This window comes from Desulfovibrio sp. (assembly GCF_014803725.1).
Lineage (GTDB): Bacteria > Desulfobacterota > Desulfovibrionia > Desulfovibrionales > Desulfovibrionaceae > Desulfovibrio.
In genome coordinates, this window is record NZ_JAAVBE010000023.1 from 1 (window position 1) to 15,252 (window position 15,252).

Below are 15,252 nucleotides of genomic sequence, written 5' to 3' on the forward strand. Positions count from 1 at the left end.
GCCGCCTTTCAGCGGCGCGACGCGTTATATGCGTCCGATTCCCGCCCTTGTCAAGAGGCCTCGCGAAAACTTTTTTCGCCTGCCCCGTTTCTCGGCGCGGAGTGCTAAAATAGGTTTGCCCACCCTCCCTGTCAAGGGAATTTTTCAAACTTTTTTTCAACTCCCCGCAAATCTGTGACTGGCGCGGGTTTGCGGATCTATTCCTCCGCCACCACGAGACGCGCGCCCGAGCGCAGGCTTTTTTCATCCACCTGATTCCAGCGCTTGAGGTCGTCCACGCTCACATTGTGCTTGCGCGCGATCTTCCAGAGATTGTCGTTGGCCTGTACGGTATAGGTGGCCTTGGACGCCTTTTTCTTGCCGATGCTGCCGCTGGCGCCCGCCGTGGAGGCCTTGGCCTGAGACTTGCCAGCTGTACCTGGAATGCGCAGCACATGCCCTTGACGCAGCTTGCCCGGGTCCTGGATGCCGTTGTGTTCCTGGAGGGCGGCCACGCTGACATTATATTTCCTTGCGACGGCGTAGAGCGTTTCATTGGCCTGGAGTGTATGCTCACCGGCGGCCACGGCCCGCGCGCCCCCGCCAGCCTGTCCGGCCGGCGCTTTCTGGGCGCCTTTACCGGCCTTCTCGCCCTTCGCCCCTTTCGCGCCCTTGGCTGTCTTTCCGTCAAGGGCGGCGACAGCCGACTTGGACATGTTCACACCCTTGGGCGCGAGGATGGTCTGGCCGGCCTTGAGCCTGGCGACCTCGGGATTCACGGCCTTGAGGCGTTCCACGGGCACATTGGCGCGGCGGCTCAGCTTTTCCCAGCTGTCGGCGGAGCTCGCCACCGTGACCGGGCCCCAGCCCGCATAGTTCGCCGGCTGCGCGGTGCAGAGATATTGCTGGGCCTGCTGCTGCGAGCGCAGGGGCACATAGACGAAGGTCGTATGATCCGTGCAGGTGATGCGGCGCTTGTGGTGCCGGTTGTAGCTCGCAAATTCGGGCCAGCTCAGGTTGCAGGCCTTGGAAAAGGCCGCAAGGTCGGTGCCGGGCTGGGCCGTGAAGCGGAGCACGCCCGGCGTTTTTTCCGGCTGGATGGGCTCGAAGCCCAGCTGGGGCAGGTTGCGCATGATCTTGGTGACGGCCATAAAGCGCGGCACATATTGCTTGGTCTCTTCGCGCAGCTGCGCCTTTTCGTCGAGGGTATGGTTGAGCGCCTTGACCTCGAAGAAGTTGCGGCCGCCCGTGCCCTGCTTGGCGCGGCTCATCTTGCCCTCGCCGGCATTGTAGGCCGCGATGGCCGTGGGCCAGTCGCCGAAATCGTTGTGCAGCTTCTGCAGATAGTCGGCCGCGGCTTCCGTGGCCTTGTAGGGGTCGAGGCGCTCGTCCGTCCACCAGTCCTGCCGAAGGCCGTAGCGCGTGCCCGTGCCGGGCATGAACTGCCACGCGCCGGCAGCGCCCGCCGGGGACTGGGCATCGGCCCGGTAGCCGCTCTCGACAATGGCGAGATTGGCAAGCTCCTCGGGCATGCCGCGCGAACGGAACACCTGGCGCGCGTAGTCCAGATACTGCTCCGAGCGTTTGGAGAAGGTGCACATGGTCTGCCGGCCCTTGCGCAGGAAATACTTGTACTGGAGCGCCACGTCGGCCATGGCCTGGTCGGGCACATCCTTGTCGATATGGCCCGTGGACCTGAGGGCGCTCATCTCTGTCTGGGTGAGCGGGTCGGCGCCGCTTTCCGGTACGATGACGCCGGGCATCGCCACTTCCGGCGAGGCGCTCTTGCGGGTGCCGCAACCCGTGAGCACAAGACAGAGCGCGCAAAAGACGAGACCCAAGACCGCCGGCCGGAACCGGCGCTTTCGCTGTACCATTTCTCCGCTCCCCAGCAGATGTGGACCCTGCTGCTCCCCCATGCCGGCACCGCGGTTGTGCGGCGCTGGCGGTTCTTCGGCGCTTGCCATCCTGCGCAAAGGTGCGTAGAGAGCCGGAAATCCCCGTTTTTGCCTGGCCGGCGCTTCCGGCCCAAGCCAACGGAGTTCCCATGGCGAACGTCACTTCCCATCATGCCCCGCATGGCGCGCCTTCTTACGGCACGGATGCGGACCTGCTCCTCCCGGGCATGAAGCCCGTGCTGGAACTGTTGGCCGCCACGCCCCAGCGCGTCAGCCAGGTCTATTGCCGCAAGGGGCTCACGAGCCCCGATGCGGACGAGGTGCGCCGCCTCTGCCGCAAGCACGGCATCCGCTGCAACGCGGTGGACGCCGGCACCCTCGACCGCCTGTGCGGGCGGCCTCGCCGCGGCCATGCCGTGGCGCATCAGGGCGTGGCCGCGCGGCTTGCGGCCACGGAATTCACGAGCCTCGGGGCGCTGCTCCAGTCCGTGCCCGACGCGCCGCTGCCGCTGCTCCTGGCGCTCGACCAGGTGCAGGACCCGGGCAATGTGGGCACCCTCTGCCGCACGCTCTACGCGCTCGGCGGGGCCGGGCTGCTCGTGCCGAGCCACAACAGCGCCTATCTCGGGCCGGCGGCGCGGCGCACGGCCGCGGGCGCGCTGGAGCGCCTGCCCGTGGCCCATGTGACCAACCTCGCCCACGCTCTCGACAACGCAGAGGAGGCCGGCCTTGCTGTCTACGGCACGGGCTGCGGCACGGGCGACGCGGGCTGCGTGGACGCCTTCACCACGCCCATGGAGCTGCCCGCGGTGCTCGTGCTCGGCAATGAGGACAAAGGGCTCAGGCCCGGCGTTGCCAAGCGCTGCGCAACCTTTCTCCGCATCCCCTTCGCGCGGGACTTCGACTCGCTCAATGTGGCGCAGGCCGGGGCCATCCTCATGGGGCTGGCCGCGCAGCATCACGCACAAAAACCTGTTCGGTAAATGGCAGGGAAACTATAGTGAGGCAATAGGTAAATCTGAAAATATAGTTCCAATATACTGAAAGACAAGAGATTAAAAAATATCTGCGTCAGCGGAGGGAGGGAAGAGTTTTAGTAGAGATATTCAATAAACAGTATAAATGAAGTCTAGACTTTTTCTGTGTACTCGTGGTGAAGCGCATTGGGACTTTGTTTTTCCTCCATATAAAAAAAGCGCCCCATGAGGGACGCGATTCCTGTGTTGCGAAACGGATACCGTTCGCGGGCCTCCATGGGGCCGACGCAAGCAGAGATGTTTTTCCTCAGTCCTTTGGGAAAAGGCCTACTGTACGTACTGCGGGATATTGATGAACACATCCCGCGTGAAGGTGATCATGCGTTCCATGAGCCAGGGGAGGGCCACAAGCAGGGCGATGAACATGCAGATGATCTTGGGGATGAAGGTCAGGGTCTGTTCCTGGATCTGCGTGGCGGCCTGGATGATGCTCACAACGACGCCCACGCAGAGGCCCACGCCCAGCATGGGGAGCGCCATCATGAGGCAGAGCTCGATGGCCTGCCTGCCGAAACCGATGACAAATTCTGGCGTCATGGCCGCCTCCGGGAGTTACAGAAGGAAACTGTTGACGAGCGAGCCCACCAGAAGGTTCCAGCCGTCCACCATCACAAAGAGCAGCAGCTTGAAGGGCATGGAGACCATCATCGGCGGCAGCATCATCATGCCCATGGCGAGCAGGACACTGGAAACGACCATATCCATGACCAGAAAGGGAATATAGATGAGAAAGCCGATGGTGAAGGCGGTCTTGAGCTCGCTTATCACATAGGCCGCGGCGAGCATCATGGTGGGTACTTCGTCCTTGTTGCGTGGGAGTTCCATCTGCGAGATGGAATAGAAGATGGAAAGATCCTTTTCGCGCGTGTGCTTGAACATGAAGTTGCGCAAGGGGATCTGCGCCCGGTCGAGCGCCACCTTGTAGTCGATCTGCTCGTTGAGGTAGGGCTGGATGGCCTCGTCATTGATGCGCTTGCCCACCGGGAACATGATGACCACCGTCATGAAAATGGCGAGGCTCGCCAGAATCTGCGTGGGCGGCAATTGCTGCACGCCCATGGCCTGGCGCAAAAAGCTGAACACGATGATGATGCGCGTGAAGCTCGTGACCGTGAGCATGATGGCCGGCGCCACCGAGAGCACGGTGAGCAGGAAAAGGATCTCCAGCAGGACAGAGACCTTGCCGGGCTCGGGCGCACCGCCGGCAAGGGTGAGGGACATGGTGGGCAGCGTGAGATCCTGCGCGGCGAAGGCGGCGTCAGGCAGCAGGCCCGTCAGGGCCGTTGCCAGCAGCACTGCCGCGGCGGGCTTGCTCCATGATCCCCTGAAAATCGTTGTCACGCGGCGCATCGTGTACTTCTTCCTCTTTGAGCAGGCATATCTGCTGTTCCGTGACCCCCAGCAGCAATCGGGTATTCAAGAAGCGTACCACCATCAGGCCCTTGCGCGGCCCGAGGGGCATCTGCGCCTCCATGATGAGGGAACCGCGCGGCAGCGCGCCGGGCCTGGGCAGAAAGTTGAAGCGGCCGTAACGCCGCACCAGCCAGAGCGCGAACCACAGCCCGGCCAGCAGCAGGCAGAGGATGCCGATGGCCTGCACATAGCCGCCCCAGCTGAAAACGCTCTGCCCGAGGGCCTGCCCGCCCGCGGCGGCCGGCGCCACATCGGCGGCGCGCTCAAAGGCCATGCTCGAGGCCGCGTCCACCGACTCGCCCACGGCGTGCCGCGCGAGGTCAAACCCCTTCAGGATCTCTTCGGCGGCGGCGCGCACCGTGTCGGCAATGTCCCCGGCGGTGGCCGCGCCCCAGTCCGGCGAGGGGACGGCCTGGGTGGCCTCGGCCGCGCCCGGCGGCGTGGCCACATTATCGGCGATGCCGCGCACGGAATTGCCGGAAAGCCCGCCGTTCGCCACGGCGTCCGCGCGCACGTCAGCCAAGCTGCTTCACCCTTTCGATGGGGCTGATGATGTCCGTGAGGCGCACGCCGAATTTCTCGTTGATGACCACGGCTTCCCCGCGCGCCACCAGCTTGCCGTTGACATAGACCTCCAGCGGTTCGCCGGCGAGCTTGTTGAGCTCCACCACCGAGCCCTGGCCGAGCTGCAAAAGCTCGTTGATGAGCAGGCGCGTGCGCCCGAGCTCGGCCGAGACATCCAGCGGGATGTCGAGGATGAAGTCCAGCTCGCGCTTGAGCTTGTTGTCGCGCGGCTGGCGCGACATTTCGGTCATGTCCTGAAAATGGGCGTCCTGCGCCTGAGAGCTGAAGCTGCCCCCCCGGGGATTGGTGCCAGCGCCCGAGGCCGCGTTGCCAAAGGTGGCGGGGCCGCGCTCCTCCTCTTCCGCGGCCAGGGCGTCGGCCCACTGGGCCGCCAGGGCCTCGTCGTCCGCGCTGGCGCCGCCGGTGTCGTCCGGGGCGGCTGCCGCAGCGGCCGCGGCCGCTTCAAACGGGTCCGGCTGGTCCCCGCCGTCGCCTTCAAGCTGGGCCGCCCACTGTGCGGCCAGGGCTTCCTGATCGTCCTGCGCCATGTTCAACCTCGTCTACGGCTGCTATTCCACTACAAAATCGGTAAGATAGACCCTGACGACCCTTTGCGCGCCGAGGATCTGGTTGAGCCTCGCCGCGATCTCCGCCTTGAGCAGCACCTTGCCGTCGGGCGTGGAGATGTCGCCATAGGACTTCCCGGCGAGGAGCATGATGACGGCGTCGCGGATGCGCGCGCTGTTGGCCTTGAGCTCGGCGGAGACATCGGCGTTCACTTCCACTTCCATGCCGAGCTTGAGATAGCGGCGCCCCCCGGGGTCGGAAAGGTTGACCGTCACCGGCGGGAGGGGCAGCACGAGGCCGCCGCTGCGCGGCAAATCGCTCTGGCGCTCGATGCGCGCGCCGGGCGAGGGCTGGCTCGGCGCGCCCGGGGCTGCCGGGGCCGGAGCCTTGCCCGGCGCGCCCTGCGGCGCCTCGGCGCCGGCTTCGGCAGGCACCGCCGGGACTTCGTCCACGGGCGTGCGCAGGAAGAGCCACCAGTAGGCGCCGATACCCGCGCCGCCGAGCGTCATCAGCAATATCGCCAAAATAATGACCAGGCGCTTGAGGCGCGATTTCTTGCGCGGCTTTTCCGCCTGCCCCTCGGGCAGGGCCGCTTCCTTGTCTTTGTCCTTGGCCGCCATGGGCATCTCTCCGGGCAAACTTCGGGCGAAGCGCAGGGCGCCCCGCACAGTCGTTCATGCAGCCATCATGCCACGGGCGCGGGCGCCTTGGGGGGCCGCGGCCCGAAAATATCCGTGCCGATGCGCACGATGGTGGCGCCCTCGGCCACCGCCGCCGCAAAATCGCCGCTCATGCCCATGGAGAGCTCGGGCATGGCGACACCGAGCTGCGAGCGCAGGTCCTCGCCGAGGCGCCTCAAGCGCGCGAAATACGGCCGCGCCGCTTCGCCCGCGTCAAAGACCGGCGGCAGGCACATGAGCCCGCGCAACTCGAGGTGCGGGCAGGCGGCGAGCACATGCGCGCCCAGCGCCTCGGCCGCTTCCGGCATGACGCCGGCCTTCTGCGGCTCGGCGCCGATATTGATCTCCATGAGCACCGGCTGGAGCTGGCCCGTGACGGCGAGCCGCCGCTCCAGCGCATCGGCCAGCTTGACCGAGTCGAGCGTGTGGATGAGCACGAAGGCCCCGGCCACCTGCGCGGCCTTGCGGCTTTGCACATGGCCGATCATGTGCCAGCGGATGCGCGCCGCCGCCGGGTCGTCAGCGAGCTCGGCCCGCTTTTCCAGCGCCTCCTGGACGTAGTTCTCGCCAAAATCCCGCTGGCCGGCCGCGGCCACGGCCGCGATGTCCGAAGCGGGATGGAACTTGGACACGGCCACGAGCAGCACATCTTCCGGCCGGCGGCCATTGTCGCGGCAGGCCCGGGCCAGGCTCTCGCGCACCTTGAACAGGCGCCCGGCGAGATCCTCCGGGGTCATTCCCCGCTCCCGCCGGAGGACTGCTCGAGCTCGCGCAAAAAGGCGGCGTCTTCCGTCCAGTTTTCGCGCACCTTCACCCAGAGCTCAAGGTGTACCTTGCCGTCTATGAGCTCGGCGATCTCCTTGCGGGCCTCGCTGCCGATCTTCTTGATGCCGGCGCCGCCCTTGCCGATGACCATGGACTTGTACGTCGGCCGCGCCACATAAATGACGGCGTGGATGACCGTGAGGCCGCGCTCCGGGTCTTCCTGCCAGCTTTCCACCTCCACGGCCACGCCGTAGGGCACTTCCTGGTGCAGGTAGAGAAAGAGCTTTTCACGGATGATCTCCGCGGCCATGAAGCGCAAGGGCGCCGTGGAGATCTGGTCTTCGGGGAACTGCGCCGGCCCCACGGGCAGCTTGGACTCGATGAGCTCCCGAAGCTCCACGAGGCCGTCACCGTTCTGCGCGGACACCGGGAAGATCTCGGCGCGGGGCCANAGCTCGTGNGCCCGCGTGAGNAGNGGCAGCATGCGGCTCTTGTCGCCGAANACGTCCACCTTGTTGGGCACCACGATGGTGGGCCGCTCCTCCTCGGCGATGGCCTGCCCCAGCGCCCCGAGGTCGCGGTCGAGATATTCNGGGTGNCGGATATAGAGNTGCGCGTCNAGCACGAGCAGGATGACATTGGCCTGGTTNAGGCTCTGCCACACCGCCTGGATCATGGACTTGCTCAGGTGCCCGCGCANNTGCGCCACGCCNGGCGTATCCATGAAGATGATCTGNGCGCGGGAGTCGGTGAAGATNCCCACGATCTGGTTGCGCGTGGTCTGCGGCTTGGGCGTGACGATGGTCACNTTCTGGCCCANAAGNGCNTTGAGCAGGGTGGACTTGCCGGCATTGGGCGGCCCNGCGATGGCCACCCAGCCGCANCGGAACNCGGGGGTGTTTTCTGCTTCGCTCATCGTTTCTCTCCTGAAACCGGCNTGGCGCCGNTTCCCCATGAGAGCATGTTTAGAGTTTTTTTACAATGGCGGCGCGAGNCCGCCCCACGNCACAGATATGAGCCCCTGCCCGCCCGCGGAAACGGACAGGCAGGGGAAGAGNNANGACTGTGGCAAAAGCCTAGCCGGCGGCGCGGNCTTCNAGCGCGGCCACCGANGGCAGCACCTTGCCCTCGAGCAGTTCCAGCGAGGCGCCGCCGCCCGTGGAGATGTANCCCATCTTGTCGGCGAGNCCGTAGCCCTCCACGGCGGCCACGGAGTCGCCGCCGCCCACCACCACGAAGGCCTTGCTCTTGGCNAGCGCCTCGGCNAGAGCCTTGGTGCCNGCNCCGAAGGGCTCGGTCTCGAAGGCGCCCACCGGGCCGTTCCAGACCACGGTGGCGGCCTTGTCGAGGATGCTCTCNTAGAGCGCCACGGTCTTGGGGCCGATGTCGAGGATCATCTCGTCNGCGGGCACGTCGTCCACGGAATGCACCGTGGCCTTCTGCCCGGGCTCCAGCGCCTTGGCCGTCACCACGTCCACGGGNAGCGGNAGCTGCTTGCCCTGGGCCTTGGCGTTCTCCATGATCTTTTTCGCTTCNGGGATGAGGTCGNGCTCGTAGAGCGAGGCGCCCACGTTGTAGCCCGCCGCCGCCAGGAAGGTGTTGGCGATGCCGCCGCCCACGATGAGGCTGTCNACCTTGGCGAGCAGGTTGTCCAGCANGCCCAGCTTGGTGGACACCTTGGAGCCGCCGATNACNGCCACCAGCGGCCGCGCGGGCTTGTCGAGCACCTTGGCGAAGGCGGAAAGCTCCGCCTCCATGAGCGGGCCGGCGCAGGCCACGGCGGCCTCGCGCACGGCGCCCTCGGTGGAGGANTGNGCCCTGTGGGCCGCGCCGAAGGCGTCCATCACATAGATGTCGCCGAGGGAGGCGAGCTTNTTNGCCAGCGCCGGGTCGTTCTTTTTCTCGCCCTTGAAGAAGCGGATGTTCTCGACGAGGACGACCTCNCCGGGCTCGGCCTTGGCCGCGTCNGGCGAAACGGCGATNCGCACGGGCTTGCCCAAAAGCTTGCCGAGATGCGCGGCCACGGGCTTNAGCGAGAACTTCTCCTCAAACTCGCCCTCGGTGGGNCGNCCNAGGTGCGAAAGNACGATGACGCCCGCGCCCTTGTCCAGCGCCATTTTNATGGTGGGCAGCGCCGCGCGGATGCGCTTGTCGTTGCTGATGACGCCATCCTTCATGGGCACGTTGAGNTCNTCGCGGATGACCACGGTCTTGCCCTTGCAGTCCACATCGCGCAGTGACTTGACGGACATGATGCCTCCTTGACGTTATANGCGGAAAAAATCTGCCGAAAAACCGATGCCTCAGCGGGNCTTGACGCCGTGGCGCNCGAGCAGGTCGAGCGCCCGGGCCACCACGTTGTCGGCCGTGAAGCCGAAACGCTCGAACAATACCGANCCNGGCGCGGACANGCCAAAACCCTNCATGCCGATGATCTCNCCGTCNAGGCCCACATANGNNGGCCACCAGCCGGGCGANGCNGCCTCCACGGCNANGCGGCAGCGCACGNCGNNNGGNAGNACGCTCTCNCGCCANGCCTCGTCCTGNGCGTCGAACACNTCGGCGCAGGGCATGGAGACCACGCGCACCCGATNNCCCCGGGCANTGAGCGTCACCGCCGCCTCCACGGCNAGCGNGGTNTCCGAGCCNGTGGCCATGAGNATNAGCTCCGGCTCGCCCGCGCAGTCNCNNAGCACATAGCCGCCNCGGGCGATNGCCNTGACCTGCGCCTCGTCCCGCGNGATCTGCGGCANNTTCTGGCGCGACAGCGCGAGNCAGGTGGGCGTNGTGGCGCATTCCAGCGCCGAGCGCCAGGCNACGGCGGTCTCCACATCGTCGCAGGGGCGCCAGACATGGAGATTGGGCACCATGCGCAGGGTGGGGATCTGCTCCACGGGCTGGTGNGTGGCGCCGTCCTCGCCCACGCCGATGGAATCGTGCGTCAAGACCCAGATGACGCGCAGGCCCATGATGGCCGAAAGGCGCAGGGCATTGCGCGCCTGGTCGGAAAAGGCCATGAAGGTGCCCGCATAGGGGATGAAGCCGCCGTGCAGGGCGAGGCCGTTCATGATGGCGCCCATGCCGAATTCGCGCACGCCNTAATANAGNTAGTTGCCGCANTGGGTGGCCGCGTCGAGGGCGGCCGAGGCCTTGGTCTGCGTGCCCACGGAGCCNGAAAGGTCGGCCGAGCCGCCNATGAGCTCNGGNAGCGCCGGCACCAGNACCTCGAGNGCCTTGCGCGAGGCCACGCGCGTGGCTTCGGGCGCGTCCGCGNCNTGNGCNGCCGCCATNAGNCGCGCCGACACATCCGGCCAGTCCGCCGGGAGCTCGCCCTTCATGCGGCGCAGNAATTCCGCCGCNAGCTCCGGGTTNGCCTTGCGGTAGGCCGCGAAGGTCTCGTCCCAGGCGGCTTCGAGGGCGCGGCCCTCGTCGCGCGCGTCCCAGGCGGCGCGGATGTCGTCCGGNANCTCGAAGGGCGNNGCNGTCCAGCCGAGGGCGCGCTTGGTGGCCTCNGCNGCGTCGGCGCCCAGGGGCGCNCCGTGGCTCGCCGCNGAATCCTTCTTGGGNGAGCCGAAGCCGATATGCGTATGACAGATGATGAGCGCCGGCCGGCGCAGNTCNGCCCGGGCNGCGGCNAGNGCCGCNTCCAGNGCCGCGCTGTCATGGCCGTCCACCGGGCCGATGACCTGCCAGCCGTAGGCCGCGTANCGCTGNCCCACATTNTCGNAGAACCAGGCNTCCACNTTGCCGTCGATGGANACGCCGTTGGCATCNAANAGCACCGTGAGCTTGCCGAGACCCCAGGCCGCCGCCAGGGCGCAGGCCTCGTGCGAGACGCCCTCCATGAGGCAGCCCTCGCCGCAGAAGGCGTAGGTGCGGTGATCGACGATGGTGTATTCGGGCGTATTGAACTGCGCGGCCAGCATGGCCTCGGCGAGCGCCATGCCCACGGCCGAGGCGATGCCCTGCCCGAGGGGGCCTGTGGTCATTTCCACGCCGGGCGTGAGCCCGCGCTCGGGGTGGCCGGGCGTGGCCGAGCCCCATTGGCGGAAATTTTTGATCTCCTCCATGGGGAGGTCATAGCCCGTGAGATTGAGCACGGCATAGAGCAGCATGGAGGCGTGCCCGTTGGAGAGCACGAAGCGGTCGCGGTCGGGCCAGGCCGGGTCGGCGGGATTGTGCCGGAAGCCGTGCCGCCAGAGGGCTTCGGCCATGTCGGCCATGCCCAGGGGCGCGCCGGGATGTCCGGATTTGGCCTTTTCGATGGCGTCGATGGCGAGGGCGCGGATGGCATTGGCGCAGTCTCGGCGGCTCGGCATGGTCATCTTCCTTCTTGCTGGCCGGCCTTGTGCCGCCAGGCTTGCGCGGCGGCGAGGGCCGGGCGCCGCTGCATCTCGGGGGAAAGGCCGGCTTCGGCCGCGGCGGCGAAGGCGGCGAGCCCGGCCGCATAGTCGGCATTGCGGAAAAAGGCCGAACCCGAAACGAGGATGTCGGCCCCGGCGGCCACGAGCTCCCCGGCGTTCTGGAGCGACACGCCGCCGTCCACCTGCACGGGAACGTCGGACCGCCCCCATGCGGTGAGCGCCTCGCGCGCCGCGCGCACCTTGGCCGTGGTCTCGGGCAGGAAGGACTGGCCGGAAAAGCCGGGGTTCACGCCCATGATGAGCAAAAGGTCGATGTCCGGCGCGAGCCAGCGCGCGGCGGCAATGTCCGTGCCGGGGTCCAGCGCGAGGCCCGCCTTGAGGCCGAGCCCGCGGATGGCCGCAAGCGCGCGCTGCGCGTGGCGCACGGCCTCCACATGGATGACGAGCAGGTCTGCCCCGGCCGCGGCGAAGTCTTCCAGGTAGCGGCCGGCCTCCTCCACCATGAGGTGCACATCGAAAAAGAGGCCGCAGCAGGGCCGGAGCGCCTTCACCACCGGCGCGCCGAAGGTGATGTTGGGCACGAAGGCGCCGTCCATGATGTCGAGATGCAGCCAGGGCACGCCGGCGGCCTCAAGGGCGGCCACCTGCTCGCCCAGGCGGGAAAAATCGGCGGAAAGCAGCGAGGGGGAAAGGATCATGGCCGGCCGTCCTCCGTGGGCACGAGCAGCGCGCGCACGGCCACGAGCTCCTGCCGGAGCATGCGCATGAAGGCCGGGTCGGGAACGGCGCTCACGCGCTCCGGCACGGACTCGTCGAGGACGGCGCTGCCCTCGAGCACACGGCGCGCGCCCTCGATGGTCATGCCCTGTTCGTGCAAGAGCTGGCGGATGCGCCGCAAAAGGGCGAGATGGCTTTCGGTATAGAGGCGCTGGCCCTTGTCCGTGCGCAGGGGGGCGAGCTGCGGGAACTCGCTCTCCCAGAAGCGCAGGACATGGGTCTTGAGGTCAAGCAGCTCGGCGGCTTCGCCGATGCGGTAGGTCTTTTGCTTCACGCCCCATTCTCCCCGGCGCGGCCGGATGGCGCCGGCCAGTCCCGGCGCTTGCGCATGCGCCCGCGCTAGATGCGGACGCCCAGCCGCTTGGTGAGAGATTCTGCCACCTTCGCCCGCACCTTGTCCACCTCCGCGTCGTTGAGCGTGCGGTCCGCATGGCGGAAGGTGAGGCGGAAGGTCAGATGCCGCTCGCCGTCCGTCTTGTCGCCCTCCGGCTCGAAGCAGTCCACGAGGGCCACGTCTTCCAGCAGGGGCAGGCCGAGGCCGCGCACAGCCTTGATGACCTCGCCCACAGAAAGCCCGGGCCGCGCGATGACGGTGATGTCGCGCCGCACCGGCGGATAGACCGGCAGCGCCCTGAAGGTCACAACAACCTTGTCATGGAGGCGGCGCAGGGTCTCCAGATCGAGCTCCGCGAGCCACACGGCCTTACGCGCGTGGAACTCGGCGGCCATGGCCGGTACCACCCGGCCCATGACGCCGATCTTTTCCCCGTCCACGAGGATGTCCACCGCGGGCAGCAGAAAGGGATGGTCCTCGGCCTGGCGGCACTCCGGCGCCGGCAGGTGCAGGAACCCGAGCAGGTTCGTCACAATGCCCTTGATGTCGGCATAGTCCATGTCCTCCTCGGCATGCGGCCACGCCGCCTCGTGCCGGCGCCCGTAGAGCAGGATGCCGAGCATGCCGGTCTCGCGGGCCGTGGTCTCGGAGGCCGGGTCGGCCTCGAAGATGTTGGCGAGCTCGAAGAGGCGCAGGCCCGCAACACCCTGGGCGAGATTGTTGCGCAGGTCGTGCAGAAGGCCCGGCGCGAGCGCGGTGCGCAGCACATCGAGGTCGGCCGAGAGGGGATTCATGATGGAGATGCGCCCCTCCGCCGGGAGCTTGAGGAAGTCAAGATCCCCGTGCCCCACAAAGCTGTAATTGACCGCCTCGTTGAGCCCGAGGCCCGCGCCCCACTCACGGATGCGGCCCCAGAAGGCGAAGCGGCTTTCGGGCGCGCCGGCGGCGTCGAGGCTGCGCCGCATGGGCGGCAGCTCCGGCTCGATGGCGTCGAGGCCGTAGATGCGGCCCACCTCCTCGATAAGGTCGGCCTCGCGGGTGAGGTCCGGGCGCCAGGAGGGCTGGATGGCCGTCCAGGCGTCGGGGCTGTCCTTTTCCACGGCGCAGCCCACGCTTTCGAGCGCCTCGGCGCAGAAGGCGGGCTTGAGGTCCACGCCCAGAAGGGCGTCGGCGCGGGAAGGCCGGAAGGGGATGCGGCAGGGACGGAAGGACCTGGGCTCGGCCACGGAAAAGCCCTGGCGCACGAAGCCGCCTCCAAGCCGCGCCATGAGCGCGCAGGCCCGGTCGAGCGCCCAGACGGTGCGTTGCTGGTCGATGCCGCGCTCGAAGCGGTAGGAGGCCTCGGAGGAGAGGCCGAGCCGCCGCGAGGTGCGGCGGATGGTCTGCGGCCGGAAGACCGCGCTCTCGAGAAAGATGTTGCGGCTCTCGGGCGTGATCTCGGTGTTCTGGCCGCCCATGACGCCGGCGAGGCCCACGGGGCGTTCGGCGTCGCAGATGCAGAGGTCGCGCGAGGTGAGCACGCGTTCCTTGCCGTCGAGGGTGACGAAATGCTCGCCCTCGGCCGCCGGACGCACCACGATGCGGCCGCCGCGCAGTTTGTCGAGGTCAAAGGAGTGCAGCGGCTGGCCGCATTCAAAGAGGATGTAGTTGGTCACATCCACGATGTTGGAGATGGCGCGCACGCCCACGGCGTAGAGCCGGTAGCGCACCTTCACCGGCGAGGGCGCCACCTTCACTTCGGAGATGACGCGGCCGGAATAGAGCCAGCAGAGCTCCGGGTCGGTGATGTCGATGGGCACCTCCACGGGGGGGGCCTGGGTCTCGAGGATGAGCGGCAGCTCCGGCACCTTGAAGGGCAGCTTGAAGGCCATGGCCGTCTCGCGCGCGAGGCCGAGCACGGAGAGGCAGTCCGCCCGGTTGGGCGTGACGGAAATATCCAGCACTTCGCGGTCGAGCTCGAGCGCGTCCACCATGCGCGAACCCGGCAGCAGCCCCTCGGGCAGCACGAGGATGCCGTCATGCGCGTCGCTCAGGCCGAGCTCGCGCTCGGAGCAGATCATGCCCATGGAGGGCTGGCCGCGCAGTTTGGCCTTCTTGATGACCGTGCCGTCCGGGAGGCGCGTGCCCACCAGGGCCACGGGCACGATCTGGCCGGTGGCCACATTGGGCGCGCCGCAGACGATGTCGAGTATCTGGTCATCGCCCACATCCACCTTGCAGCAGTGGAGATGGTCGGAATCGGGATGCGGCTCGCAGAGCGTCACCTTGCCGACGCGGATGTCGGCGATGTCCGCGAAGGGGTTGACGATGTCCTCCAGCTCGAGGCCGAGCATGGTCAGCCTGTCGCCGAGCGCCTCGGCGGTGCCTTCATAGGGCGTGAACTCGCGGAGCCAGGAAAGGGAAAGCAGCATGACGACATCCTTGCCGGGAGGGGAATGATCGGGACGCGCCGGGCTCCCGCGGCCCAAGCCGGACGCGGGAGAGCGGCGGAAGAGTTATTTATTTGAATGACCAGACCGGAGGCGCATCGCTGGCCGCCCCCGGGTCAGGCAGGGGCCGCTCCTGCGGGGCCGCGCCATAGCCGCCATAGGCGCCCGCGCGGGGCCTTTTGCGCGGCTCCTTTTCGGGCGGGGGCACATCGTCCAGCGTATTGCCGTAGGCGTCGGTATAGCCCATGCCGCCCTCGGCCGTGCGCGTGGGGCCGCCCCCGGGCATCACGTCCGAGGTGCGCGGGCCTCCCGGTGGCTCCATGCCCGAATGCCGCGGGCTCATGGCCGAGCGCGCCGCAGCGGGGCCTGCCGGAAGGGCCACCAGCGCGGCACACAAAAGGCAGGCCGCGAACAGCCAGCCCGCGCGCGCCGCCACAGCCCTCAG

Annotated in this window: 15 protein-coding genes; 1 reads left to right on the forward strand and 14 read right to left on the reverse strand. The window is 67.5% G+C overall.

Going from position 1 to position 15,252, the window contains the following annotated elements:
• Positions 1–197: 197 nt before the first annotated feature.
• Entirely contained in the window at positions 198–1,856 is a 1,659-nt protein-coding gene (locus tag HDR50_RS08310) for a lytic transglycosylase domain-containing protein (protein WP_291357670.1), read from the reverse strand.
• Between the two features lie 170 nt (positions 1,857–2,026).
• Between HDR50_RS08310 and HDR50_RS08315 the strand changes: the two genes are divergently transcribed.
• Positions 2,027–2,860 (forward strand): RNA methyltransferase, encoded by an 834-nt coding sequence (locus HDR50_RS08315; protein ID WP_291357671.1) that lies wholly within the window; start codon positions 2,027–2,029, stop codon positions 2,858–2,860.
• Between the two features lie 321 nt (positions 2,861–3,181).
• On the opposite strand, the gene fliQ is transcribed toward HDR50_RS08315, so the two are convergent.
• From fliQ to HDR50_RS08380, 13 genes are all read right to left on the reverse strand, one after another.
• Positions 3,182–3,451 carry a flagellar biosynthesis protein FliQ gene (fliQ, locus tag HDR50_RS08320; protein ID WP_291357672.1) on the reverse strand — a complete coding sequence of 90 codons (270 nt, stop codon included), beginning with the start codon at positions 3,449–3,451 and terminating at the stop codon, positions 3,182–3,184.
• Positions 3,452–3,466: 15 nt separating this feature from the next.
• Entirely contained in the window at positions 3,467–4,135 is a 669-nt protein-coding gene (gene fliP, locus HDR50_RS08325; RefSeq protein ID WP_291357794.1) for a flagellar type III secretion system pore protein FliP, read from the reverse strand.
• A gap of 37 nt (positions 4,136–4,172) precedes the next feature.
• Positions 4,173–4,841: a flagellar biosynthetic protein FliO gene (gene fliO / locus HDR50_RS08330; protein ID WP_365817371.1), complete on the reverse strand. Its 669-nt coding sequence runs from the start codon at positions 4,839–4,841 to the stop codon at positions 4,173–4,175.
• 1 nt (position 4,842) lies between these two features.
• Complete coding sequence (gene fliN / locus HDR50_RS08335; protein WP_291357674.1) at positions 4,843–5,439, reverse strand: flagellar motor switch protein FliN; 597 nt, start codon at positions 5,437–5,439, stop codon at positions 4,843–4,845.
• A 21-nt stretch (positions 5,440–5,460) separates the two neighbouring features.
• Entirely contained in the window at positions 5,461–6,078 is a 618-nt protein-coding gene (locus tag HDR50_RS08340; protein WP_291357675.1) for a flagellar basal body-associated FliL family protein, read from the reverse strand.
• A gap of 65 nt (positions 6,079–6,143) precedes the next feature.
• Positions 6,144–6,875 carry a YggS family pyridoxal phosphate-dependent enzyme gene (locus tag HDR50_RS08345; protein ID WP_291357676.1) on the reverse strand — a complete coding sequence of 244 codons (732 nt, stop codon included), beginning with the start codon at positions 6,873–6,875 and terminating at the stop codon, positions 6,144–6,146.
• The gene (gene era, locus HDR50_RS08350; RefSeq protein ID WP_291357677.1) at positions 6,872–7,819 is read right to left on the reverse strand and encodes a GTPase Era; all 948 of its coding nucleotides are present in this window, start codon (positions 7,817–7,819) and stop codon (positions 6,872–6,874) included. Before era ends, HDR50_RS08345 begins: the two co-directional genes overlap by 4 nt.
• 160 nt (positions 7,820–7,979) lie before the next feature.
• Positions 7,980–9,155: a phosphoglycerate kinase gene (locus tag HDR50_RS08355; RefSeq protein ID WP_291357678.1), complete on the reverse strand. Its 1,176-nt coding sequence runs from the start codon at positions 9,153–9,155 to the stop codon at positions 7,980–7,982.
• A 51-nt stretch (positions 9,156–9,206) separates the two neighbouring features.
• Positions 9,207–11,222 carry a transketolase gene (tkt, locus tag HDR50_RS08360; RefSeq protein ID WP_291357679.1) on the reverse strand — a complete coding sequence of 672 codons (2,016 nt, stop codon included), beginning with the start codon at positions 11,220–11,222 and terminating at the stop codon, positions 9,207–9,209.
• 2 nt (positions 11,223–11,224) lie between these two features.
• Positions 11,225–11,965, reverse strand: a complete 741-nt coding sequence (gene rpe / locus HDR50_RS08365) for a ribulose-phosphate 3-epimerase (protein WP_291357680.1) — start codon at positions 11,963–11,965, stop codon at positions 11,225–11,227.
• Positions 11,962–12,318 carry a MerR family transcriptional regulator gene (locus tag HDR50_RS08370; protein ID WP_165079413.1) on the reverse strand — a complete coding sequence of 119 codons (357 nt, stop codon included), beginning with the start codon at positions 12,316–12,318 and terminating at the stop codon, positions 11,962–11,964. Before HDR50_RS08370 ends, rpe begins: the two co-directional genes overlap by 4 nt.
• 65 nt (positions 12,319–12,383) lie before the next feature.
• Positions 12,384–14,789, reverse strand: coding sequence for a phenylalanine--tRNA ligase subunit beta (gene pheT, locus HDR50_RS08375; RefSeq protein ID WP_291357681.1), 2,406 nt, complete (start codon positions 14,787–14,789; stop codon positions 12,384–12,386).
• 88 nt (positions 14,790–14,877) lie between these two features.
• Positions 14,878–15,243 (reverse strand): translation initiation factor IF-2, encoded by a 366-nt coding sequence (locus tag HDR50_RS08380; RefSeq protein WP_291357682.1) that lies wholly within the window; start codon positions 15,241–15,243, stop codon positions 14,878–14,880.
• Positions 15,244–15,252 lie beyond the last annotated feature (9 nt).

Coding starts and splice junctions, on each gene's coding strand:
- HDR50_RS08315 (WP_291357671.1), top strand. CDS start 2,027: ATGGCGAACGTCACTTCCCATCATGCCCCGCATGGCGCGCCTTCTTAC.
- rpe (WP_291357680.1), bottom strand. CDS start 11,965: ATGATCCTTTCCCCCTCGCTGCTTTCCGCCGATTTTTCCCGCCTGGGC.
- fliP (WP_291357794.1), bottom strand. CDS start 4,135: ATGTCCCTCACCCTTGCCGGCGGTGCGCCCGAGCCCGGCAAGGTCTCT.
- fliN (WP_291357674.1), bottom strand. CDS start 5,439: ATGGCGCAGGACGATCAGGAAGCCCTGGCCGCACAGTGGGCGGCCCAG.
- HDR50_RS08310 (WP_291357670.1), bottom strand. CDS start 1,856: ATGGTACAGCGAAAGCGCCGGTTCCGGCCGGCGGTCTTGGGTCTCGTC.
- HDR50_RS08345 (WP_291357676.1), bottom strand. CDS start 6,875: ATGACCCCGGAGGATCTCGCCGGGCGCCTGTTCAAGGTGCGCGAGAGC.
- HDR50_RS08340 (WP_291357675.1), bottom strand. CDS start 6,078: ATGGCGGCCAAGGACAAAGACAAGGAAGCGGCCCTGCCCGAGGGGCAG.
- pheT (WP_291357681.1), bottom strand. CDS start 14,789: ATGCTGCTTTCCCTTTCCTGGCTCCGCGAGTTCACGCCCTATGAAGGC.
- fliQ (WP_291357672.1), bottom strand. CDS start 3,451: ATGACGCCAGAATTTGTCATCGGTTTCGGCAGGCAGGCCATCGAGCTC.